The sequence below is a fragment of the Vibrio sagamiensis NBRC 104589 genome (assembly GCF_007990935.1).
Classification (GTDB): domain Bacteria; phylum Pseudomonadota; class Gammaproteobacteria; order Enterobacterales; family Vibrionaceae; genus Vibrio; species Vibrio sagamiensis.
This window is the reverse complement of sequence record NZ_BJXJ01000014.1, coordinates 22,038-45,817: the sequence shown is the minus strand read 5'-3', so window position 1 is coordinate 45,817 and position 23,780 is coordinate 22,038. Positions and strand designations below refer to the sequence as shown.

Here is a 23,780-nt window from a genome sequence, read left to right as displayed (position 1 = left end):
CTCTGTAATGTCTTTATCCAGCCTAATCGTAGAATGAACGAAAGTTACCTTAGCCTATTAACTTGGTCAAATGTAACCTTATATAATTGTCACAAAATTCGTGTTTAGATAGCCTGCAGTGTTAATTAAAGCGTATTGTGGGAAGCAAAATGATCTTTTGTGATGTATTCAGTAATATTTTTCTAAAAAAACGCTGCGAGTTGTCGATACAACTAATAGTTCGCCAAATTAGGCAAGATTTAATGATAAACAACATGAGGAGTGCTTTGTGGATTTAGCAACCCTAATAGGCCTGATAGGTGGTTTTGCCTTTATTATTATGGCGATGGTGCTAGGGGGAGATATTAATATCTTTGTCGACGTAACCTCGATCCTTATCGTTGTTGGTGGTTCGACGTTTGTTGTTTTAATGAAATTTACAGTCGGTCAGTTTTTACGAGCAACCAAAATTGCGGGTAAAGCTTTTATGTTTAAAGCGGACGAGCCAGAAGATCTGATAGCGGAAGTAGTAGAAATGGCTGATGCTGCCCGTAAAGGGGGGTTTTTAGCATTAGAAGAGATGACGATTACAAACAGCTTTATGCAAAAAGGTATCGACTTATTGGTTGATGGGCATGATGCGGAGGTAGTTAGAGCTGCTCTTCAAAAAGATATCTCGTTAACTTCTGAACGCCATACACAAGGCACTGGCGTATTTCGTGCATTTGGTGATGTTGCGCCTGCAATGGGAATGATTGGCACGTTAATTGGTTTGGTTGCAATGCTTGCAAATATGGATGACCCCAAAGCAATAGGACCTGCTATGGCGGTTGCCCTTTTAACTACGCTTTACGGAGCTATCTTATCTAACATGGTATTCTTTCCTATTGCTGATAAATTGTCATTACGTCGAGATCAAGAAACACTGAATCGACGTTTGATCATGGACGGTGTGTTAGCGATTCAAGATGGGCAAAATCCGCGTGTTATTGATGGCTACCTGAAGAATTATTTGAATGAGGGTAAGCGTACCCTTGATATCAATGAATAGCCTGGAGACTACTTGATGGATGAAGATAACCAATGCGATTGTCCACCTCCCGGTCTTCCTTTATGGATGGGTACGTTTGCTGATCTGATGTCTTTATTGATGTGTTTTTTTGTTCTACTGCTTTCTTTTTCAGAAATGGACGTCCTGAAATTCAAGCAAATTGCAGGGTCTATGAAATTTGCTTTTGGTGTCCAAAATCAACTTGAAGTTCAAGATATTCCAAAAGGGACTAGCATTATTGCCCAAGAGTTTAGGCCAGGTCGCCCTGAGCCCACACCTATTGAGGTCATCATGCAGCAAACAATGGATATTACTCAGCAAACCTTGGAGTTCCATGATGGAGAATCGGATCGTGCAGGTGGCACGATGCGCGATCAAGGCGAGCTAAATGGTGGTCAATCTGCTGAAACAGCGATGCAAAATAATCAGTCTTCGCAAGAGGACAGTCAACAACAACAGTCTGAGCTGTCAGCAGAAATGGAAACTTTGACGGAGAGTATCAAGAAAGCTCTGGAGCGTGAAATTGAGCAAGGTGCGATTGAAGTTGAAAATCTTGGCCAACAGATCGTTATTCGTATGCGTGAAAAAGGTGCCTTCCCTGAAGAATCGGCTTTCTTACAACCTAAGTTCCGTCCTTTGGTTCGCCAGATTGCTGAACTTGTTAAAGATGTACCTGGTATCATACGAGTGTCTGGTCACACTGACAGTAAAAAGCTTGACTCGGAGTTATACCGTTCTAATTGGGATCTCTCTTCTCAGCGAGCGGTTTCGGTGGCGCAAGAGATGGAAAAAGTGAAAGGCTTCTCACATCAACGATTGCGTATTCGTGGTATGGCTGATACTGAACCGTTAGCGCCCAATGACTCTGCTGCGAATCGAGCACGAAATCGGCGTGTTGAAATTAGCATCATGCAAGGAGAACCTCTTTATAGTGATGAAGTTCCTGTAATTCCTTAAGTAAGATAGTGCTCTAACGGTGTTTCATTGAGTCAACATCTAACTTTTACTGAGGATATTAAAATTTCATTTAGAAATCTTTATTAATCATGATTTAACTATATGTAGTAAGTTGCCTAAATAAATTTGTTTATTCACTTTTAATGCCTTATCAGTCGTTTGATGCAACTTGGGTATATAATTAAGTGAGAGTTTGCTCGCTTTTTCTTTTGAAATGGATAGCTTCGTTAGTTTTTATTTGAATTTAGCTGAGTCGCTCTCTTACATGGCAATCTCTAAGGTTGTGACAAAATTATAGTCATAAAGGAGGCAACCGTGGTTGAATCTAGCATATCGAGGTTATTTGGGTATATAATCTGCGCCCTTGAAGCGAGTTCAGGCCTCTAAGATCTAATTTGGCCAATTTTTAGCTGATACCTAATGGTAGACTATCACTCGTTGTTGATTGCGAAACTAACCTGCGAACTAAACTATGAAATTTATTGTAAAGCCCCATCCAGAAATTTTTGTAAAAAGTGAATCTGTGCGTAAGCGCTTCACAAAGATTTTAGAGTGTAACATTCGTAATATTGTTAAGAGTCGTAGCCAATCAGTCGCAGTATTCAACCGTCGTGATCATATTGAAGTCACGTCTGAGAGTGATGTTTTCCACGATGAAGTTTTAGATGCTCTAACCCATACTCCGGGTATTCACCATGTTCTGGAAGTTCAGCAGTCTGAATTTACCGATCTACATGATATTTTTGAACAAGTGTTAGAACTTAACCGTACTGCGATTGAAAACAAAACATTTGTTGTACGAGCAAAACGCCGTGGTAAACATGACTTCACTTCTCTTGAACTTGAGCGGTACATTGGTGGTGGTCTAAATCAAGCGGTTGAAAGTGCGAGTGTCAAACTCAAAAAACCAGATGTATCCATTAATATTGAAGTAACAAATGATAAACTCAATCAAGTCTTGGCACGTTATAAAGGTTTGGGAGGTTTTCCTTTAGGGACACAAGAAGATATTTTAAGTCTGATTTCTGGTGGATTTGACTCAGGTGTTTCAAGCTACTTGCATATTAAGCGCGGTTCAAAAGTTCATTACTGTTTCTTTAACTTAGGTGGCCCAGCACATGAAATCGGTGTTAAGCAGGTTTCTCATTACCTTTGGAATAAATATGGCTCGTCAGCCAAAGTTCGTTTCATTTCGGTAGATTTTGAACCTGTTGTTGCTGAAATCCTAGAGAAAGTGGATGACGGTCAAATGGGGGTCATCCTCAAGCGTATGTTTATGCGTGCAGCAGGTATGATCGCTAAAAAGATGAAAATAGAAGCGCTATTAACAGGGGAAGCTCTGGGACAGGTATCGAGTCAAACACTGACAAATTTACGTCATATCGATAATGTGACAGATACGCTGATTCTACGTCCACTTATCAATTGGGATAAAGAAGATATAATCAACCTTGCGCGTGATATCGGGACTGAAGACTTCGCTAAGACAATGCCAGAGTACTGTGGTGTTATTTCTAAAAAACCGACAGTAAAAGCCGTTAAAGCAAAGTTGGAAGCTGAAGAAGAAAAATTTGACTTTACAATTCTTGAACAAGTTGTACAACAAGCGCGAGTGATGGACATTCGTGATATTGCTAAAGAGTCACTGCAAGCTGTTCCAGAAGTAGAACAGGTTCAGGCTGTTGAGCAACACGCAATTGTATTGGATATTCGTAGTCCTGAAGAAGAAGATGATAGCCCATTAACAATTGATGAAGTGGAAGTGAAGCATATACCATTCTACAAATTAGGTACTCAATTTGGCGACTTGGACCAAACGAAAACTTATTTGTTGTATTGTGAGCGTGGTGTTATGAGTCGATTACAGGCATTGTACTTGCAAGAACAGGGCTTCACTAATGTTAAAGTATACCGCCCTTAGGTTTAGCATTAACTGCTCATAAGTTGTTAATGAAAAGCGTAAGTCGAACTCTCGATTTGCGCTTTTTTATTAAGTGATCATTTTTACTGTTACATTTGACACTTTTGTGAAAAATTGACTTTTTAGTATGTAGAAATTTACTGAAAATGACTTTTATAGTAATGGTAGCGGATAAAAAAACACCGCCTTATAATAGGCGGTGTAATATTTGACAGACAGGTCAAAATAAATACAGGAAGTATATAGCACTGAATCATAGTAATGAAACAGAGCATTTTGGTAGAGGATCTACCTTACTCGAAATACGAGTTTGCAAACACAACATTGCAACAACGAAGCCGATTGATTTTTAAGTAAAATCAGTCTTTTTGGCTCGGGCTGCGTAGAGAAATATAGAATTTATCTGGCGGTTCAGCAACGGACATTTTATAATGTTTCAGATAAAAAAAACTAATGATATTTGAGGTTCCATAATGTCTCGCAGATTGCCTCCCTTAAACTCACTTCGAGTATTTGAAGCTGCAGCTCGCCATCTGAGTTTTACTCGAGCGGCTGAAGAATTGTTCGTTACTCAAGCGGCGGTGAGTCATCAAATTAAAGCTTTGGAAGAGTTTTTATCATTGAAACTTTTTCGTCGTCGAAATCGTTCCTTGCTACTGACAGAAGAAGGACAAAGTTATTTTTTAGATATCAAAGACATTTTTACTTCGATTGCAGAAGCAACCGATAAAGTACTAGAACGCTCAGAAAAAGGGGCATTAACGATCAGTTTACCCCCGAGTTTTGCTATTCAGTGGTTGGTGCCAAGGTTAGCTGACTTTAATGCCCAAGAGCCTGATATTGATGTGCGTATCAAAGCGGTCGATATGCACGAGGGCTCTTTGACCGATGATGTTGATGTTGCTATCTATTATGGGCGAGGAAATTGGCCGGGCTTACGAGCGGATAAATTATATCAAGAGTTTTTGATCCCACTTTGTTCACCTGCGCTACTTTTGGGTAACAAATCATTAGAATCTCTAAGTGATCTTAAGCAACATACTTTGCTGCATGATACTTCTCGTAAGGACTGGAAACAGTTTGCAAAGCAGTATCATCTCGATGGAATCAATGTGAATCATGGCCCCATTTTTAGCCACTCTATGATGGTATTACAAGCCGCTGTGCACGGCCAAGGTATTGCTTTGGGTAATAACGTACTTGCTAAGCCGGAAATTGAAGCAGGACGGTTGATTGCACCATTTGACGAAGTACTGCTGTCGAAAAACTCGTTTTATGTTGTGTGTCATGAACAGCAAGCCGATATGGGACGTATTGCGACCTTCAGAGACTGGATGCTAGCTGCAGCAAGAAAAGAACAAGAGGAAGTGTTGGATGAGCCAATGGCTGATTGATGGACCGCAAGACGGGCCATTATTTATTTTTGCTCATGGTGCGGGTGCTAGTATGGATCACGACTTTATGAGCTCTGTGGCCCTAGGTCTGGCGAAACAAGGCATTCAAGTGGTGAGGTTTAACTTTCCTTATATGGTGAAGCGTGCCGAGGATGGCAAGAAACGCCCACCAGATCGCGCTCCTAAGCTTCTTGCTGCTTATGAAGAAATGATCACTCACTTTGCTTCACAGCCTATTGTGATTGGTGGTAAATCAATGGGTGGACGTATGTCGAGTTTGTTGGCCGACCATCCTTTGGTTGCTGGGATTGCATGTCTTGGGTTTCCATTTCATCCGCCCGGTAAACCCGAAAATTACAAAGGGGCTCATTTAGCAAACCTTGTAAAGCCAACGCTGATTTTGCAAGGAGAGCGAGATACGTTTGGTAAACGTGAAGAGTTTGATGAATTTGTGCTTTCAGAGCATGTTGATGCGCACTTTTTACCTGATGGTGATCATGGCTTTAAACCAAGAAAGCGCTCAGGTTATACCGAAGCCGATAATATCGCCACGGCGGTGGAATTACTCGCAGAGTTTATTAAGAAGGTGAGTGATGAAAAGTAAGTGGTTACTCTCGTTTACGGGTTTATCTGGTCTTATCTCTGTAATGCTAGGTGCTTTTGCTGCCCATGGCCTGAAAGCGACATTATCCCCATCTTTGTTGAGCGCCTTTGAAACGGGTGTTCAATATCAGTTCATCCATACCTTGATGATCGGTTTGACTGCGATACTGTTGCTACTCAATTTAGGCGTCAAAGCGCAAAAATATTTTTTCCTAGCAGCAATATGCTTTATCATCGGCATCTTTTGTTTTAGCGGCAGTCTATACGCGCTGGCGCTGACAGGCATTAAGTGGTTTGGTCCCATTACTCCTTTCGGAGGTTTGACGTTTATGATCGGCTGGTGTTTGTTCTTTTATGCTGCGTTTACAATCAAAGAGGTCTCCAAGTGAAACAACTAATGCTCTATTGCCGCTCTGGCTTTGAGAAAGAGTGTGCCGGTGAAATTCAAGACAAAGCCACACAACTGGAAGTATATGGTTTCCCACGTGTGAAGAAAAACTCTGGTTATGTTGTCTTTGAATGTTACCAAGATGGAGATGCAGACAAGCTGGTCAAAGGACTAGACTTCAGTGCACTTATTTTTGCACGCCAGATGTTTGCCGTTGCTGCTGAGTTTGAAGCACTACCTAGTGAAGACCGAATCAGCCCAATTCTGGCGGAATTAGCGGATATCGAAGCTTTCCCGCGTTGTGGTGATTTGCGTATTGAAACGCCGGATACCAATGAAGCGAAAGAGCTGCTTAAGTTCTGCCGAAAATTTACAGTACCCATGCGTCAGGCACTGCGAGGCAAAGGTCTGATGTGGGATAAAGACAATGCTAAAAAGCCTGTGCTGCACATGTGTTTTGTTGCACCTGGCCACTGTTATGTCGGTTATTCCTACCCAGGCAATAATTCTCAGTTCTTTATGGGGATTCCACGCCTTAAATTCCCAGCAGATGCACCAAGTCGTTCCACTTTGAAGTTAGAAGAAGCCTTCCATGTTTTTATTCCTCGTGATGAATGGGATGAGCGTCTTGCTCCTGGTATGTGGGGGGTTGATCTTGGGGCTTGCCCAGGTGGTTGGACTTACCAGCTAGTGAAACGTTCGATGTTCGTTCATTGTGTCGACAACGGTATGATGGCGGACAGCTTAATGGAAACGGGTCAGATTAAACACCACATGGTTGATGGTTTTAAGTTTGAACCGGACAGAAAGAACGTCACTTGGATTGTGTGTGATATGGTTGAAAAGCCAGCACGCGTTGCCCACCTGATGGGAGAGTGGCTGTTAAAAGGTTGGGCGAAAGAAGCGATATTTAATCTGAAACTGCCAATGAAAGGGCGTTATGACGAAGTGCTTCAAGATCTTGAAAATCTTAAAATGTTTTTAATTGAGAACAAGGTTAAGTTCAAGTTACAAGCCAAGCATTTGTATCATGATCGTGAGGAAATTACGATTCATATTCAGTGTTTATCTCATATCTCGCCGCACTAATGATTGTCGTCCTTTTGTATAAGGCGTCAACATTTGAGAGCCACGGCTCTTGACTGAAAAAGCATCGTGTTTAGCGATGCTTTTTTCGTGGTACCTCACTTTATTTTAGCTATCAATCAGTTCCTATTCGATTGGTTTGTCTGATCTGGCTTGTGGAGTCGGCCACATTTCAGACCAGAGTGCGGATTCCATCTGTTGCTCGATCGTATCTGGCGTTTTTGAAAAAAAATCTAAGCCCGTCTGATTTTCTACTTCATCAATAGTGACAATAAAATGGCTCAGCTCTTCTGCTGATACGTTGCGGTGAGGGACAATGAAAGCGATGGCATCATTAAAGTACGGGTCGAGTATCACCTTATAAAAAGCATCGGGGACCACAACGCCTCGGCCTATCTTCTCTTCCTGACCTTGATATATTGGACCAGTGACCACGTACAGTTCTTGATATTCATTAGCAAGATCTCTGACATGCTTTTCTAGGGCTCGCCAGCCAACGCGATTAAAACCTGCTAATTGCGGTGAAATATTACTTAGTAAAAAGCTTTGCAACATCGATTGACGACTGAAATCCATCGTTGCTGATGGTGCAAGATGACCTCTGTCATAACCGGAACCAGAATAATCACTGAGGGTTGAACGTGTTTCTCTTGGGAGTTCAGAGTCCGATTTAAAAGCATTAGTTCTTTTATAATTGAGGTTTACGCTCTCTGCGGTGATGTGGTAGGCCACCCAATCAGCGTTTTTGGTTTGGTAATTATAACCAGCTGCATAACCCTCCCGACATAGGATTTGGTCGCTGAATTGAGATGGCTGGCCGCGTTCAAGATGCTGGCCACACGCAAAGGCTAAGTAGGGAAAAATGAGTAAGATAAAACAGAACAATCGTCGAGTTTGCATGAGTTTTCCTCCATGGTTGCGGAGGGCTCAAGATAAAGAAATGAATCTCTCAGACTGTGAGTCGGGTTTTAAATAAGCAAGTTATATATAAAACATTAAGAGATTTTGATTTGTTTTGTGAAAGTGGTGTTGTGTTATGACTGGTCACTGATAAAGCAAGAGCGATATAAAATTAGTTACAGAATACAGAATACAGAATACAGAATACAGAATACAGAATAAAAGTTGCCTCAATTAACGATAACAGTCGCGTGAAACTACTTTTGCCTCGTTTTATCCCTTTGAGCAGAGACTAATTTCATCTTTAACTGGCGCTCACTCAGCCTCCAAAACAGGAGGCTGTTTAGGCATTCGGTTCCAAAAAAAGATAGCGAGCAAGGTTGGACTGGTTATTAACCTTGGGTGTATCGTATATCTTGCAGGTTGAAACCAAGTTCGATGTCGCATTTGAGTGCTGATACTTGTTTACACAACCGTGCGAGTTCGATGTGCTGATCAAGCTTTTTACGATATTTACTGGCTAAGGCTTCACTTGCGTAGGCTTGCTCAATATCGGTAAATTGAGTCAAGATTTCTTTAGCTGCTTTTGGCCCTACTCCTGGTACACCTGACACTTGACTCGAGCTTATTCCTGCTAATCCCCAGTAGTCTGCAAGTTGAGAAGGCTTGACGCCAAATTCTTGTGCGATAAAAGGTTCATCAAGCCAACGGTGCTGAAAATAGTCTCTAATTTGTAGGGTCGGTGAGAGTAGCTGGCAATAGCCTTTGTCAGTGGAAACAATGGTCACTTTTTGTTGATGACTGGCGACCTTTGTCGCTAAGGTTGCGACTAAGTCATCGGCTTCATCGCCCTCAGAGAGTAACGAATCAATCCCTTGTTCCCACCAAGCTTGTTGGATGGCATCTAACCCTTGCATTAAAGGCTCAGGCATTGGCTTACGGTTTTGTTTGTATTCAGGAAGGATCTCCGCACGCCAACCACGATCTTGCTCATGGTGATCAAAGACCGCGATAATATGTGTCGGTTTTGCCTCGGTTAGAATTCGAGCTAGGGTCCGTTTTGTTGTCGTGATGGTTCTTGCTATATCGTTGGGGTCAGGCTGAGCAGAATGAACACGACGAATCAGGTTTAACGCATCAATAATAACAAGGTGAATGGACATAGTCGCTTAGTCAATAATTAAAAGGGGGTGTAATCCCCCTAGTGTAACGAAAGCTGAGTGATACTCAAGTGACTTCAAGCTATTGATTGAACTTGTACCTTGAAGTGACCTGAGGTGGTATATCAGCGAGGCAACTATTGATGAGCGATCCGGTAACAGGGAACATAAGCCGTGTTGCCTGGTAATTTCATTCGGTGTTGGTTGACAAAATCTTTGAGCAGTTTGTCGAGCTTTTTCATTAACACAGGGTCACCATTAATGGTAAAGGGTCCATGACGCTCGATTTCACGAATGCCTTCCGCCTTTACATTACCCGCGACAATGCCTGAAAACGCGCGGCGAAGGTTAGCGGCTAATACCTGAGGCTGTTGATTTAAATTCAGGTCGAGGCTTGCCATCGCTTCATGAGTTGGCTCAAAAGGGAGCTGGAATTCAGGTTCAATTTTTAGTGACCAGTTAAAGCTGTATGCATCTCCCTTATCTTTACGGTGTTGACGAACCTCCTCCATTGACTTCTTCATGATTCGAGCAACTTTTGCCGGGTCATTAATCACAATTTGATAATGCTTTTGTCCTTCTTCGCCCAGAGTATCGGCAATAAAAGTATCGATAGAGCGAAAATAAGCTTCACTCTCTTTTGGTCCCGTTAAGATGATGGGGAGCGGTTGACCTGTGTTCTCAGGATGCATCATGATCCCTAAAATATACAGCAGTTCTTCTGCCGTACCGGGACCGCCGGGAAAGATGATGATCCCATGGCCCATTCTGACAAAGGCTTCGAGACGCTTTTCAATATCGGGCATGATAACGAGCTCGTTGACGATAGGGTTGGGAGGCTCTGCGGCGATAATTGAGGGCTCCGTTAACCCAAGATATCTTTGTTGTGTATAACGTTGTTTAGCATGACCAATCGCTGCGCCTTTCATAGGTCCTTCCATGGCTCCAGGACCACATCCAGTACAGATGTTCAATTCGCGGAGTCCTAGCTCACTACCCACTTCGCGAGTATATTGATACTCTGTAGCATTAATTGAATGTCCACCCCAACAAACGACGAGGTTTGGCGCGATCCCTGATGTGATAGCTCTAGCATTACGTAAGATACCAAAAACCAGGTTGGTGATATGGACAGCATTAGTTAGATTGAGTCGTTGGCTGTCAGCTAAATGCATATTTACGTAAACAATGTCACGAAGAACAGAGAAAAGGTGTTCTTGAATTCCTTTGATGATGGCGCCATCGACAAAAGCATGTTCTGGTGGATTTGCTAATTCTAATTTTATACCTCGTTCACGACGTACAACATTAACATCAAAAGATTGATATTTATCTAATAACTCTTTGGAATTGTCGGTGTGACTGCCGGAATTAAGTACAGCTAGTGTACAATTTCGGTACAGTTGGTAAATATCGCTAGACGCGGTTTTCTTTAGGCGCTCAACTTCTAATTGAGATAGTAAGTCCATGCTGCCTGCGGGGCTTATATGGGTAATCATATGGCCTCCTTACTTATGATTATTATGGATAAATTTTAAACAGAATAAAGTGAGTAAAATTAGCTTGTTAAAGCGACGAAATACTGATTTTATTTTGGTGGTATTTAGTGACGTATTGTGAACGGAAGAAGGCTAATTTACTCAGGCTTTTAAGCCTTATATTAGAAAGCTTAGCATATTTCTCCAAAATCAATAGATTAATATCTATTTTTCTTTAAGTAAGTCAAAGGTTTGAAGTTAAAAAGCTAATTTGAAGTATTTAAAAATAAAATAACACCTCACTTAATTTATTCATATTGATGAATTAAATAGGTTGCTAGATGGTATTATTTCTCAGCTGCTTTAGGTTTTTTTGCATCACGACTATCGAAAGCAACAGAAATTGCAGTCAGAGTTATCATGATATCTTGCTCGCACAATCGAAATGGAAAGAGCTTTTAATGTATTTATTGTTAGAAAAATTATACTTGAGAGGCGAGGTTGCTGTATTAACGTTGATAGTTAATGAGGCGGTTAAACGTGTGAGTATGTATAACATATACTGAAATTTAAGCGATGCACCTCAGTGGGTTACTTGAGTTACTTTAATTGGCAACTCAAGTGATGAAGCTGTGATTTAAGCTTGTATTCCAGTGTTCTTATGAAAATAGAGAGTAAACGAGTGTTTGAATATAATCTCAGATAATAATAGACATAGTCTAATTAATTACTTTTTAATATATCTTTGATGTCATCTTCATTAAGATAAGAAGAGTGAATCTTTATAAGCCCTTGATTGATTGCATGTCGACACGCAGTTCTAATATCTCCGGTTACGAAGCTTGCTGCTGGAGCATTATCTATTGCTTTTAAGAATATCCAATGACTCCTTCTGTCTTTTAGACTGACCTCTCGAGCAAGGTAGGTGGCTAAGAGTAGTAAATCGAGCAGTTCTTCATCATTAATTGCAGTGTAGGCACGTGGTAAGAATGGATAGTCACTGATCCCCATTCGAATCATATTATTGACTTTATGCTTGGCTGCGAACTCATCTATCCAAAACTGAAACTTCTCAAACGTTGCTTTAGCAGAGGCATCTCTATCTGCATTTGGCTCAATGTAGAGTAAGTTTGCATCTGAGAAATGATATATACGGGCAGGTTGTTTAATTCGTTCAGCTAAAAACTCCCCAAATGCCCGCTCTAATTCCAGACCGGCTGTATAACCATGATCGACGTACATGCTGCGTAAGAAAGGTAAGTCCATCATAACGAAACGTAAACGATCATTGAGCGGTTCATGGATTAATTCACCCATTTGCCATTGCTGAAAAATGTCGCTGGAACGCTTTAGAGAATGAGAAAGTTTAGCATTCAGCATACGTAAGTTACGCAGCCGAGAGCGAGAATGAGTGAATAAATCACTGCGTAGCTTTTCTATCGTTGCTAAATGACGCTGCAAAATGACGCTACGGCGCATTATGACCAAGAGCATGACTAAAACGATCAGGAAAAGAGCAAAAGCAATGTTTTGAAATTTACGGTATTCAGACTCTACTTCGACTAATTGCTTTGACTGACTGTTGTAATGGATACTCTGTTCGGCGAACTCTTTTTGTTGACGGAAAGCATCCTCGCTGATTTGGTTTAGTCGCTTTTGTTCCAAGCGGACTAAGTCGATATACTTTTTTAGCGCTTCAAGAGCTAAAGAATACTTTCCTGCTTGTTCATAGCCTAAGGCAAGTAGACGATATGCTTGTTGTCTAATAAATTCGCTTTCTTCAGATTTGTGATTATCGAGTTTCAATGCCTTTTGGGAAAAGCTAATTACATCTTTGCTATTATTTTGGTGATAGGCTAATCCTGCCTGTAGTAAGGCTGCTTTTTCATCTAAAGTTGAGACATCAGCTCGCTCTATTAAATCTATTGCTCGGTCAAGATATTGTTCTGCGAGTACGAAATTATAAAGCTGTAGATAGGTAGCTGCGAGGCTTAAACGAATCTTAATTGCTTTAGTGATATCCTTACTAGTATGCTCGTGATCTAAAACATTAAAGTAATGCACTAAAGCGAGATTAAATTTACCTTGAAAGAAATAGATATCCCCCATTTGCTCAAGTACTTTGGCTAAGAGAGGTGAATTGGGATAGCTGTCGTAAAAGTCAGCTGCTTGTGAGAGATAAATGAGTGCTTTGTCGTAAACTTGCCGCTCTTGAAAGAGGCGAGCGAGTAAATGATTGACTTTGGCTAGACGAGTGCTGCTGTCATGCTCTACTGACTGCCAATATCCATACAACAGCTCTGCCAATGCACGGTTGTACATCTTATTATCAAGATAAAACTCACCTAAAACAGTATGAAAATCAATTTGTTCAGCGTCCGATTGGTTGTTCACCAGCATATCCTTGGCTTGTTGATATAACGTCTCTGCTTGAGCGAGCTCGCCACTTTTACTGCTGAGAAGCGCTTTTTGCATCAGTAAGCGATAACGTATTTTGCTTATATGTTTTGAAGACGGACTGAGAATATCCAATTGATTTTCTATGCTTTTGAGTTTTTTTCTAGCGAGTGAGTAATCATGGCTAGACATCGTTAGAATATAGTTTCGCTCAAGTTGAATATCGATTTTGGTATAGGGCAGTTTGTACTCACTAGCCAGTTTTTCAGCTTCATCAAGATGGTTGATAGCGAGACGCACATTTCCTAGTTGATAACTTGCTTGAGCGATAACCCGGTGCGCATCGATTGTACTGCGTGGTGTTCGGGTATGATGGTCTGAGTCCTCGCGTGACATTGCTGAAGGGCTATTATCTGTTTGCTCGTTCATCTCACGTTGTAGTAAGTAATTTTGAGCAGCTTGTTTTGCTTGTTCAGGATCAACTTCGGTTAGCTTTTGTGCTTCATTGAGCAAAACTGAAGATAATATCGTTGCGTAACTCGAACTTGTAAGTAGTTGGCATAGTAAGCCTAGCAATGGTAAGAGACGCAAACGGTAGCAAAACATTTTTAGTTTTCCTTGAGTGATTTTGTGAGGCATTTTCTTGGGTAAATTGTAAATAAAAACGCCCACTGTTCCAATGGTTTATTGGGCGTTCACCTGTTCACTGACGCGCAAGACGTTGATTATGTAAAGGCTTGTCTTGATGTGAAGAACGATAAGGGTTGATATCTAAGCCGCCGCGCCTTGTATAGCGAGCAAAGACCGTTAGTTTTTCTGGCTGACAATATTTCATTAGATCGGAGAAAATACGCTCAACACACTGTTCGTGAAACTCATTGTGTTCACGAAAGGACACCAAATAGCGTAATAATTTTTCTCGATTTATTTTGTTACCTTGATAACGAATTTCGATGCTGCCCCAGTCAGGTTGGTTAGTGATCAAACAGTTAGACTTCAATAAGTGGCTATGCAGTACTTCTTCGACGCGTTCCGGCTCGGATGCATTCTCTAAGAGAGCAGGATTGAATTGATAATCATTGATTTCGATGTCTTGGTTATCAATACACTCTCCATCCATGATGACAATCGGCTGGTTAGTATAGTGAGTCACTGGATATACATTAACCAAAACCTGCTCACCTGCACAGGCCGATAAGTCTTGAGTTAAATGCTGAGTGACTTCTTCCCAGCTAGCAAAGCAGGTTTGGTTATAGCTGTTTAAATAAAGCTTGAACGATTTGGATTCGATCAAATTGGTACTAGTAGCGGGAATGTAGACTTCACCAAGTGCAACTTGAGGTAGTCCTTTGCTGTTCAACCATGAAAGCTCGTAAAGCGTCCAGATATCGTAGCCAACAAAGGGTAAGCTATCACCCAAGTTTAGGTCATCTCGATTTAAACTACGCGGAACTGGTTGAAGAAGCGCAGGATCAAATTGGTTGGTATATTCCGTCTTTTTACCCAAGGTTAGGTCAGCAAGTTCTTTGGCATCCGAATATTTGCTCATACTATTAATATCGTTTTGGATTAGAATAGTGAGAATTTTACTTAATCTGCTGATTAATTGCTATCTGACAGAGAATGATTAGGAGACATCATGACTCAAACCGTGATTCAGGCGTTACAGAGTTTTAGCCAGTTTTATCAACAAGCTTGGTATGAAAAGTATAACGAATTACCGAGCAGTGAAATACTTGCTGATATGATATCACCTTGTATTGAAGAAAAGCGTGGTGAGATTGTGTTGTGGAAACCTTATTTACGTGAAGCTGCGGCAGATTTTTCTAATGTTGAACATGCAATTGAGTTGTTACTTCATGATGACATTAAAGCCTTCTATGGTAGTCAATACAGCGCAGATATGAACGTTAAATGGCAAGATAATGAACTGACGTTACTGCAAGTTTGGAGCGATGAAGACTTTACTTGTTTGCAAGAAAACATTCTTGGCCATTTGGTCACTCAGCGACGTAGGAAGTTGAAGCCAACCATATTCATTGCGACAACAGAAGCTGAGTTGGATGTTATCTCTATTTGTAACCTGACGGGCCATGTTATTTTGGAACGTTTGGGCACCAGCAAACGAGATGTTCTTGCCGATAATATTGTCGATTTTCTTAGCCAACTTGACGTGGCGGTATAACATGTACGTTTTAGAGCTACAGTTTGAATGTTTTGATAATACCACGGTGAGTGCTGTTGATAAGGCGATCAACGGCTTAATGGATGCCTTACGCTATAACGGGCAGGTGTTAGGGCGTGAATTTCCGATAGTGATGGGAGAAGGGGAGTTTTTTGTCCGAGTCGTTTGTCCAGAACAAGATAGTTTGCACCCACGTTACCATTCTGATTTTGTTAAAGTGTGTATGAACCGATTATCGGAAGCCTTGCTGTTAGCGCCAAAAATGCGTTTGTTAGGCCGAGACTTAAATTCTGAGCAAGCCGCAGAGGAGAGTCCCCCAAGCTGGCAAGTACTCTATACAACTTATGTGCATACTTGTTCACCATTACGCAGTGGTGATACTTTACTGCCGATCCCTTTATATCGAAATTCCGCCACATTGAATGGTGATCATAAAGCAGTTGTGAAGTGGCAAACGGAATGGCAAGCCTGTGATGAAATTCAGATGGCTGGTGGATGTCGTGCTGAGCATGCCGCACTGCATGAAATCTGTGATGTGGACAGTGTTTTGTTTCGACGAGGGTGGGATCTAAGAGGACGAATTGAGTACCTTACTCACATCCCTACCTATTACTACCAATATCGTGTCGGTGGTGAGTCTTTAGATGCAGAAAAAGCGCGCCTATGTCCTAAATGTGGTGGAGAATGGTTATTGGATGAGCCTTTACATGATGTCTTTTATTTTAAATGTGATGACTGCAGAATTGTCTCAAATATCTCTTGGGATCATTTGAAATAAAGTATGCCCAAGTAACTCCAAGCTACTTAGTTAGGTATGCAACTTACTCTTACTTTAATATTGCTGCCGTGTTTGAATTAACTGTGTTTGTTCCATACGCGGCTTTTTGATTACTAATGTAGGTGGTTTTTTCTATTCTTTCTAAATGGAATTAATTTGAGTAACAAGATACTTAAACAAAAAGCTAATAAGAGAAAAGTACTAGATAAAATTACAGCGGAAATATAGCTTTCACGGTGTGCTTTTGAACCATAAAAAATAACGGCATGAGGGTAGTTTAAAAACTCGTAATTTCCATTTTTATCAAAAAAAGCTTCATAGTATGAGTAAATCTGCTCCTGGTGATCATTAAATTGATATCCTTTTTTTTTCATCATGTGGTAATAGTTGGATATTTCTTTTGCATGAGAAATATCATTTGGCTTTACTCTCAGGTTATCAATTATAGAGAAGGAATAATTCAATAAGCCAATGATTATAAATGGAATGGTAAAAAGTATCCATTTACCTTTGGTATATTTTTTTTCTTTAGATACTGCTTGCCAATCATCTTGATTGCCTAAGGTAAGCGACTTTGTTAACGTACCTTTTGTTTTCCATTTTCCCATTTTAAATTCCTAATAAATATATTATACCATTTCATACACCCAACACCTTAAGATTGATTGGGCATATATTCGAATAATGTCATTTGAGTTATTTATAGTATTATTAAACATAGCAAAAATCGTTCCATTTTTTATTTTGTTTTAAATCAATATGTTGCGGTTTGTTTTTTGATTTTAGTGCGATTATCTGTTTATTTTCGCCATTTATTGAGAGTCACTGCCATTTATTGCATTGTGCTCACATAGACATATAACAAAGCCGATGCTGCATGCATCGGCTTTGTTATTTCTTTTTTATATGGGGGTTATAAACGGGTGTTGTTTACCAACCTTTTACAACACCACCTTTAAAAATATCTTTTGCTGCTTGGTAAACATCTTCAGTTTGATATGCCTTAACAAAGTTTTGTATGTTAATAGATTGAACGTTATCCTCACGTGCGACGATTAAGTTTACATAAGGTGACTCTTTGTCTTCTACGAAGATACCATCACGCTCTGGTGTTAGATTAATAGAACTGGCGTAAGTGGTATTGATGATTGCGAGATCGACATCATCGAGAGAGCGAGGTAACTGAGCTGCATCTAATTCTACGATTTTGATATTTTTGGGATTCCCTACAATGTCACGTACCGTCGCAAGTAAACCTGCACCTTCACGTAATTCAATGAGGCCTTGGTGCTCAAGTAATAATAGAGAACGCCCTAGGTTTGTAGGATCATTTGGTACAGCAATGCGTGCATTATCTTTAATGTCTTCTACAGATTTTACTTGCTTAGAGTAACCGGCAATAGGGTAAACAAAGGAATTACCTGCTGTGACCAGTTTATAGTCTCTATCTGTTACTTGTTTATCGAGATACGGTTTATGTTGGAAGGCGTTTGCATCAATAGAGCCGTCATCTAAAGCTGCATTTGGTGTTACGTAATCAGTAAAGGTTACTAATTCAACATCTAATCCATATTGTTGTTTGGCCACTTTTTTGGCCACTTCGGCTACTTGTGCTTCAGCTCCTGCCATAACACCAACTTTGATGGTATTACTATCTGCTGCTTTGTCGCCACACCCAGATAGTAGAAGCAAAGAGCTGGCGGTGGCTGCTGAGAAAAAATGCTTTAGGCTGAAATTCATGGATATCCCCTCATTATTTAATATTTTTAAATTCTTACCTGTGGTCTACTCGGCGAACAATAGCATCACCGATAGACTGAATAACTTGTACTAAAAGAATTAACATCACTACAGTAATGGTCATAATGACAGTATCATAGCGGTGGAAGCCATAGCGAATAGCAACGTCGCCTAGACCACCACCTCCTACTGTACCTGCCATTGCTGAGTAGCTTACCAGTGTTACTAAAGTAATAGTCACTGAATTAACAATAGTCGGTAAGGCTTCAGGAAGCAGAATTTTAGTTATTATTTGTTGTGGTGTTGCTCCCATGGATTGTGCTGCCTCAACAAGCCCTGAAGGTACTTCTAATAAAGCCCCCTCAATTAAGCGAGCAACGAATGGGACAGCGCCAATAGTAAGAGGCACAATGGCGGCGGTTGTACCGATAAACGTCCCTATTAAAAATTTAGTGACCGGAATGATTGCAACCATTAAAACAAGAAAAGGAATGGATCGTCCAATATTGACGATCGCACCTAGTAGACGGTTGATACGAGAGTTTTCCAGTAAACCTCCTTTTTTTGTCGTATGTAGAATGACACCAAGAGGGGTACCGATAGCAAAACCCACTAAACCTGCGACGGCAACCATGTAGATCGTTTCCCAAGTTGCATTGAGAAGGAGTTGGCCATTGAGATCAAACCAATTAAAAAATGTATTAAAGGACATAGCCAAGCACCTCTACCTTTACATTATGTTCTCGTAAGAAGTCAATTGCCGCATTATCGTCAGATTCATTACCAAATAGTTCAGCAACCATCATGCCAAACTTAACGCCACCAGCATAGTCTAAATCGGAGCTTAAAATACTTACGTCAATGTTGAACTTACGGGCAATTTGAGTTACTAAAGGAGCATCGACAGTCGCACCATTAAACTCTAACCGAACTAATGGGTAGCTGCCTTTTGTGCGAATTGCTTGTAAGCGTATCTGATAATCTTCAGGGATAGAAAGATCTAGTGTTGAGCGAATAAAATTATGTGCCAGTTCAGTTTTAGGGTGCGCGAAGATCTCTCCAACAGTGCCTTTTTCAACCAATTCTCCCCCTCCAATAATGGCAACTTGTTGACATATACTCTTCACTACTTCCATCTCGTGGGTAATTAACAATATAGTAATTTTTAGTTTACGGTTGATTTCTTTTAATAGCTCAAGAATAGAGTGAGTCGTTGCAGGGTCGAGTGCACTGGTTGCTTCATCACACAGCAAAATTTTTGGAGCTGAGGCTAATGCACGAGCAATGGCCACACGCTGTTTTTGGCCACCACTGAGATTACTTGGGTAACTCTCATGCTTATCTGCTAGGCCGACGAGACTAAGCAGTTCTGTGACCTTAAGAGTGATATCTGATTGTTTAACCCCTGCGAGTTCAAGTGGAAGAGCTACGTTATCGAACACATTACGCGATGAGAGCAAATTGAAATGCTGGAAAATCATGCCGATATCACGTCTAGCGACACTCAACTGTTTTTTGTTGAGCGTTGTTAAATCAACACCATCAATTACTATTGTGCCTGAAGTAGGTGCCTCGAGCATGTTTACACAACGTATTAGAGTGCTTTTACCGGCACCAGAAGAACCAATGACCCCAAAGATAGCCCCTTTCGTAATTGTTAAGTTAATATCTTTAAGGGCAACAATTTCCTTATTGCCTTGGTTGAATATTTTATTTACATTTTTGATTTCTATCACACTTAAACCTACACATAGATATTGGATATCAATTCTTTTCGATGCTAGGGTGTCCTGTTATTTAAGTCAATAGATATTTTTACGTCTAGACGTCTAAATGGTTATTTATTGTATTTTTATCATGTCGGTTTCTCTGAGCTCACTCTTTGTCTCAGACGGGCTTGTTGCAAAAACCTCATACCCCGTCAGACTTTACCTATGATTCATCATTGAGCAATGCGTTATGGCTAAGGCTGAATTCAAATAGCGACATTTCACCCTGAACTTATCTTATGATGTGTGCGTTGGTATGGCATTTTCAGGCGGGGTTCTTTTTTGTTTGCCCAGCAAAGCTGGCAAACCCGTCAGGTTGAAAGAAACCTGAATCACCCTGACTTGAGGGGGAAGCGCATCATAAACCCCGCATTCTAATCACCTAGCACGAAGAATAAGATCAAGTCTCCAACCATAAGGAGATTTGAAATGGGAAAACGACACACTAATCAAGAATGGCAAAAGCTCATCGAGCAATCTGAATCGAGTTCATTGTCAACGCTTGCATTTTGTAAGCTCAATGAAATCAATCCCTAAAAGCTTTGCCACGGAAAGCTTGTTGGCCAACATCATTCCTTGGCAAATATCAATACGCAATGCCAATGTACCGCCAAGAGTCGCTGTTTAACCAGCCAGGTATCGAGCTATCACTAACCACTATGGCAAGGTGGGTTATCCAAGTCAGTGATAAGTTCAAACCACTCTATGCCACCTTAAAAGAGCATCTACTTCAACAAGTGGTGGTACAGGCGGATGAAACGCCGCTCAATGTCCTCAAAGAAGATAAACAGTGTTATATGTGGCTCTACTGCTCGGGCGCAGACTCGCCCGACGCTGCAAAGTCTAATGTGAAGAATATCCCCTCAAAACCTTGAATCGTTGACCAAGCTCTTTCAGACAACTTTCTCTTTGTAAAAGTTAAGAAAGAGTCCGCTATGACGCTTTGTTGCTTCCCTTAATTCGACTCGTAACATCATTCTGAATTAAGTATATGGAGTTACTTGGATATAATCAGATCGTGCTGAAGTGAGTAAGGTGTGTAATAATCTATTCAAACCGAGCTAATAGAGAATACATTTTGGCAAAACCTGCTGTTTTTATCGATCGTGATGGGGTGATCAATGTCGATCACGGTTATGTACATGATGAACATGATTTTGAGTATATCGAAGGCGTGTTTGAAGCGGCAAAAGCGTTGAAAGATCTTGGGTATTTACTTGTTCTAGTGACTAACCAGTCTGGTATCGCTCGTGGCAAGTTTAGCGAAGATCGTTTTTTATCTCTGACTCAATGGATGGACTGGAACTTTGTGGATAATGGTGTGGAGCTTGATGGAATTTATTACTGTCCACATCACCCTGAGCATGGCATTGGTGAATACAAGCAAGATTGCGATTGTCGTAAGCCAAAGCCTGGAATGTTTATCTCTGCCCGTGATTTCTTGAAAATTGATATGGCTAAATCAGTGATGATTGGTGATAAAGCTGAAGATATGATGGCTGCTGAGGCTGCGGGAGTGGGTACTAAAATTCTGGTACGCACGGGTAAGCCAATTACCTCTCAAGGTGAACAGCTTGCCAGTGTGGTGCTGGACAGTATCACGGACGTGCCGAACTATCTCGCTCAATGATATCTCTGAGACACTTATACCAAGCACCTTGAGTTGGCTAGGTATAAGTGTCTCTGACTTAACTGACGTTACACTTAGCTGAACTGAATGTTTGCTACTTGCTTAATTCATACGCCATAAGTAACCGAATATCGGTTAGGCTTATGGTTCATGGCCAGAACAAGGTTGAGGGCCAAGGCACCTAAAATTGATAATGCAATCGCTTCAGGTGTCACGAAGAAGCAAGAAGCAAACAAAATACAGGCATCGATAGTCATCTGAGTTTTGCCAACAGAGATTCCGAACTTGTCTTGAATGAAAAGGCATAACACATTGAAGCCGCCCAAACTTGAGCGGTGACGAAATAGAATCAACATCCCCAATCCCATTAATAAGCCACCCGCTAGCGCACAGTAGACATTATTTATTGACTCTAAGGAGATCAGTAACGAGAAATGATCAGTCATTACCGATACTAATGCCCCTGATATCGCACTGTTGATCGCAAAACGACGACCAAACCTTTTCCACGCAAGTAGGTAAAAAGGGCAATTGACCAAAAAGTACAGCAAACCAAAGCTAAAAGGGGTAAATTGGCTGATAAGCAAAGCCAATCCAGTTGTTCCACCAGTGAGAAGATCTGCAGACTGGAGAAAAAAGACACCTTGAGCGACTAAAAAAGTGCCGGTTAAAATTGCTATCCAGTCTTCTTTGCGTGAATGTATTTCCATGTATTTTCTATCAGGGTCGGTAATAAATCGGGCGGGAATAGTAGTAAAAAGATGATCTTTTCGGTAGTAAAAGGGTAGAATTTACAGCATATCGCTGTAATTTTAGCTTTACACAGTGTAAAGCAAATAATTGACACAGTCGTTTTTACTCGCGACCAGTCTTTGGTGATGATTTATTTTAAATGGCGCAATGAAAAAACTGCATGAGAAAATAGTAAATTTCTCTTTATGACCAAGATCAAATTATGTAGAATGCGCGCCATTAGAGTGACGAAAACGTTTGCGTTGGTCGTTATTTGGTTTTTTTGTAACTTTCAGTATTAATCTGAGTCAGGAGATACAGATGCTTAAGCGTGATATGAACATTGCAGATTACGATGCGGAACTGTTCGCAGCCATTCAGGAAGAGACTCTTCGTCAAGAAGAACATATTGAGCTCATCGCCTCTGAAAACTACACAAGCCCACGTGTGATGGAAGCACAAGGCTCTCAGCTAACGAATAAATACGCAGAGGGTTACCCAGGTAAGCGTTACTATGGTGGTTGTGAGTATGTAGATAAAGCGGAATCACTGGCTATTGATCGTGCATGCCAACTATTTGGTTGTGAATATGCTAACGTTCAACCTCACTCAGGTTCACAAGCTAACAGTGCAGTTTATATGGCGCTACTGAATCCAGGTGATACGGTTCTCGGTATGAGCCTTGCTCACGGTGGCCACCTAACGCACGGTTCTCCAGTTAACTTTTCTGGTAAACACTACAACATCATTCCTTACGGTATCGATGAAGCGGGCCAAATTAACTACGACGAGATGGAGCAACTTGCTCTTGAACACAAACCTAAGATGATCATCGGTGGTTTTTCAGCATACTCGCAAATCGTAGACTGGAAAAAAATGCGTGAAATCGCGGATAAAGTCGGCGCTTACTTATTTGTCGATATGGCTCACGTTGCTGGTTTGATCGCAGCGGGAGAATACCCAACACCAGTACCGCATGCACATGTTGTCACAACAACAACACATAAAACGCTTGCGGGCCCTCGTGGTGGTCTGATCCTGTCTAACGCAGGTGAAGATATGTACAAGAAGCTGAATTCAGCGGTATTCCCTGGCGGTCAAGGTGGTCCTCTAATGCACGTTATCGCTGGTAAAGCGGTTGCGTTCAAAGAAGCAATGGAACCTGAATTCAAAGCTTACCAAGCTCGCGTTGTGAAAAATGCCAAAGCAATGGTAGGTCAATTCCAAGAGCGTGGCTACAAGGTGGTTTCTAACGGTACTGAGAATCATTTATTCCTTGTTGATCTAATTGATAAAGATATTACGGGTAAAGACGCTGATGCTGCACTTGGCGCGGCAAATATCACAGTCAACAAGAACTCTGTTCCTAACGATCCACGCAGTCCATTTGTAACTTCTGGTATCCGTGTTGGTACCCCTGCGATCACTCGCCGTGGTTTTACTGAAGAAGACTCAAAAGAGTTGGCTAATTGGATGTGCGATGTTTTAGATAACATTGGCAATGAGGAAGTGATCGAAGCAACTAAGCAGAAAGTACTCACAATCTGTAAGCGCTTGCCTGTCTATGCTTAATATTTGTCAAAAAATTCGGCTTGTTCTGCTCTAATATAAAGCCAAAGTAGCTGTAAATTG

The 23,780-nt window shown here is 41.0% G+C and carries 21 protein-coding genes and 2 pseudogenes; 13 read left to right on the top strand and 10 right to left on the bottom strand.

The window, feature by feature from the left end:
- Positions 1–268: 268 nt before the first annotated feature.
- From pomA to rlmM, 7 genes are all read left to right on the top strand, one after another.
- Positions 269–1,030: a flagellar motor protein PomA gene (gene pomA / locus VSA01S_RS08640; RefSeq protein WP_039979758.1), complete on the top strand. Its 762-nt coding sequence runs from the start codon at positions 269–271 to the stop codon at positions 1,028–1,030.
- 15 nt (positions 1,031–1,045) lie between these two features.
- The gene (locus tag VSA01S_RS08635; RefSeq protein ID WP_039979759.1) at positions 1,046–1,987 is read left to right on the top strand and encodes a flagellar motor protein MotB; all 942 of its coding nucleotides are present in this window, start codon (positions 1,046–1,048) and stop codon (positions 1,985–1,987) included.
- A gap of 472 nt (positions 1,988–2,459) precedes the next feature.
- The gene (gene thiI / locus VSA01S_RS08630; protein WP_039979760.1) at positions 2,460–3,908 is read left to right on the top strand and encodes a tRNA uracil 4-sulfurtransferase ThiI; all 1,449 of its coding nucleotides are present in this window, start codon (positions 2,460–2,462) and stop codon (positions 3,906–3,908) included.
- 473 nt (positions 3,909–4,381) lie between these two features.
- Positions 4,382–5,302: a transcriptional regulator GcvA gene (locus tag VSA01S_RS08625; protein WP_021709188.1), complete on the top strand. Its 921-nt coding sequence runs from the start codon at positions 4,382–4,384 to the stop codon at positions 5,300–5,302.
- Complete coding sequence (locus VSA01S_RS08620; RefSeq protein ID WP_039979761.1) at positions 5,283–5,906, top strand: alpha/beta fold hydrolase; 624 nt, start codon at positions 5,283–5,285, stop codon at positions 5,904–5,906. Before VSA01S_RS08625 ends, VSA01S_RS08620 begins: the two co-directional genes overlap by 20 nt.
- Positions 5,896–6,294 carry a DUF423 domain-containing protein gene (locus VSA01S_RS08615; RefSeq protein ID WP_039979762.1) on the top strand — a complete coding sequence of 133 codons (399 nt, stop codon included), beginning with the start codon at positions 5,896–5,898 and terminating at the stop codon, positions 6,292–6,294. Before VSA01S_RS08620 ends, VSA01S_RS08615 begins: the two co-directional genes overlap by 11 nt.
- A complete protein-coding gene (gene rlmM / locus VSA01S_RS08610) occupies positions 6,291–7,382 on the top strand; it encodes a 23S rRNA (cytidine(2498)-2'-O)-methyltransferase RlmM (protein ID WP_039979763.1) in 1,092 nt (363 codons plus the stop codon). The genes VSA01S_RS08615 and rlmM overlap by 4 nt, the downstream gene beginning before the upstream one ends.
- Before the next feature lie 123 nt (positions 7,383–7,505).
- Here rlmM and VSA01S_RS08605 read toward each other — a convergent pair whose 3' ends face one another.
- From VSA01S_RS08605 to queF, 5 genes are all read right to left on the bottom strand, one after another.
- Positions 7,506–8,279 carry a DNA/RNA non-specific endonuclease gene (locus VSA01S_RS08605; protein WP_039979764.1) on the bottom strand — a complete coding sequence of 258 codons (774 nt, stop codon included), beginning with the start codon at positions 8,277–8,279 and terminating at the stop codon, positions 7,506–7,508.
- 392 nt (positions 8,280–8,671) lie between these two features.
- Entirely contained in the window at positions 8,672–9,442 is a 771-nt protein-coding gene (gene xni, locus VSA01S_RS08600; RefSeq protein WP_039979765.1) for a flap endonuclease Xni, read from the bottom strand.
- Between the two features lie 134 nt (positions 9,443–9,576).
- Positions 9,577–10,938, bottom strand: a complete 1,362-nt coding sequence (gene ppnN / locus VSA01S_RS08595) for a nucleotide 5'-monophosphate nucleosidase PpnN (RefSeq protein WP_039979766.1) — start codon at positions 10,936–10,938, stop codon at positions 9,577–9,579.
- Positions 10,939–11,640: 702 nt separating this feature from the next.
- Entirely contained in the window at positions 11,641–13,920 is a 2,280-nt protein-coding gene (locus VSA01S_RS08590; protein ID WP_039979767.1) for a tetratricopeptide repeat protein, read from the bottom strand.
- Positions 13,921–14,017: 97 nt separating this feature from the next.
- The gene (queF, locus tag VSA01S_RS08585) at positions 14,018–14,863 is read right to left on the bottom strand and encodes an NADPH-dependent 7-cyano-7-deazaguanine reductase QueF (protein ID WP_039979768.1); all 846 of its coding nucleotides are present in this window, start codon (positions 14,861–14,863) and stop codon (positions 14,018–14,020) included.
- Between the two features lie 90 nt (positions 14,864–14,953).
- Between queF and syd the strand changes: the two genes are divergently transcribed.
- Both syd and VSA01S_RS08575 read left to right on the top strand, forming a co-directional pair.
- Positions 14,954–15,499: a SecY-interacting protein gene (gene syd / locus VSA01S_RS08580; protein WP_039979769.1), complete on the top strand. Its 546-nt coding sequence runs from the start codon at positions 14,954–14,956 to the stop codon at positions 15,497–15,499.
- 1 nt (position 15,500) lies between these two features.
- Positions 15,501–16,277 (top strand): Zn-ribbon-containing protein, encoded by a 777-nt coding sequence (locus VSA01S_RS08575; RefSeq protein WP_039979770.1) that lies wholly within the window; start codon positions 15,501–15,503, stop codon positions 16,275–16,277.
- 113 nt (positions 16,278–16,390) lie between these two features.
- Here the strand turns inward: VSA01S_RS08575 and VSA01S_RS08570 are convergent, their stop codons facing one another.
- The 4 genes from VSA01S_RS08570 to metN all read right to left on the bottom strand — a co-directional run bounded on the left by VSA01S_RS08570 (position 16,391) and on the right by metN (position 19,753).
- Positions 16,391–16,885 (bottom strand): hypothetical protein, encoded by a 495-nt coding sequence (locus tag VSA01S_RS08570; RefSeq protein ID WP_039979771.1) that lies wholly within the window; start codon positions 16,883–16,885, stop codon positions 16,391–16,393.
- A 322-nt stretch (positions 16,886–17,207) separates the two neighbouring features.
- Complete coding sequence (locus VSA01S_RS08565; RefSeq protein ID WP_039979772.1) at positions 17,208–18,017, bottom strand: MetQ/NlpA family lipoprotein; 810 nt, start codon at positions 18,015–18,017, stop codon at positions 17,208–17,210.
- A 34-nt stretch (positions 18,018–18,051) separates the two neighbouring features.
- Positions 18,052–18,729 (bottom strand): methionine ABC transporter permease, encoded by a 678-nt coding sequence (locus tag VSA01S_RS08560; protein ID WP_039979773.1) that lies wholly within the window; start codon positions 18,727–18,729, stop codon positions 18,052–18,054.
- The gene (gene metN, locus VSA01S_RS08555) at positions 18,719–19,753 is read right to left on the bottom strand and encodes a methionine ABC transporter ATP-binding protein MetN (protein WP_039979774.1); all 1,035 of its coding nucleotides are present in this window, start codon (positions 19,751–19,753) and stop codon (positions 18,719–18,721) included. Before metN ends, VSA01S_RS08560 begins: the two co-directional genes overlap by 11 nt.
- Positions 19,754–20,215: 462 nt before the next feature.
- Here metN and VSA01S_RS20515 point away from each other — a divergent pair.
- The 3 genes and pseudogenes from VSA01S_RS20515 to gmhB all read left to right on the top strand — a co-directional run.
- A pseudogene (locus tag VSA01S_RS20515) lies at positions 20,216–20,320 on the top strand (IS66 family insertion sequence element accessory protein TnpA); the annotation flags it as partial.
- Positions 20,316–20,646, top strand: a pseudogene (locus VSA01S_RS08545) (IS66 family transposase); the annotation flags it as partial. The pseudogenes VSA01S_RS20515 and VSA01S_RS08545, both read left to right, overlap by 5 nt.
- Positions 20,647–20,864: 218 nt before the next feature.
- On the top strand, positions 20,865–21,416 hold the full coding sequence (gene gmhB / locus VSA01S_RS08540) for a D-glycero-beta-D-manno-heptose 1,7-bisphosphate 7-phosphatase (protein ID WP_039979777.1): 552 nt from the start codon (positions 20,865–20,867) through the stop codon (positions 21,414–21,416).
- Positions 21,417–21,523: 107 nt separating this feature from the next.
- On the opposite strand, the gene VSA01S_RS08535 is transcribed toward gmhB, so the two are convergent.
- Complete coding sequence (locus tag VSA01S_RS08535; RefSeq protein ID WP_039979778.1) at positions 21,524–22,126, bottom strand: YitT family protein; 603 nt, start codon at positions 22,124–22,126, stop codon at positions 21,524–21,526.
- 343 nt (positions 22,127–22,469) lie between these two features.
- On the opposite strand from VSA01S_RS08535, the gene glyA reads away from it, so the two are divergent.
- Positions 22,470–23,720, top strand: coding sequence for a serine hydroxymethyltransferase (gene glyA, locus VSA01S_RS08530; RefSeq protein WP_039979779.1), 1,251 nt, complete (start codon positions 22,470–22,472; stop codon positions 23,718–23,720).
- The last annotated feature ends 60 nt before the right edge of the window (positions 23,721–23,780 follow it).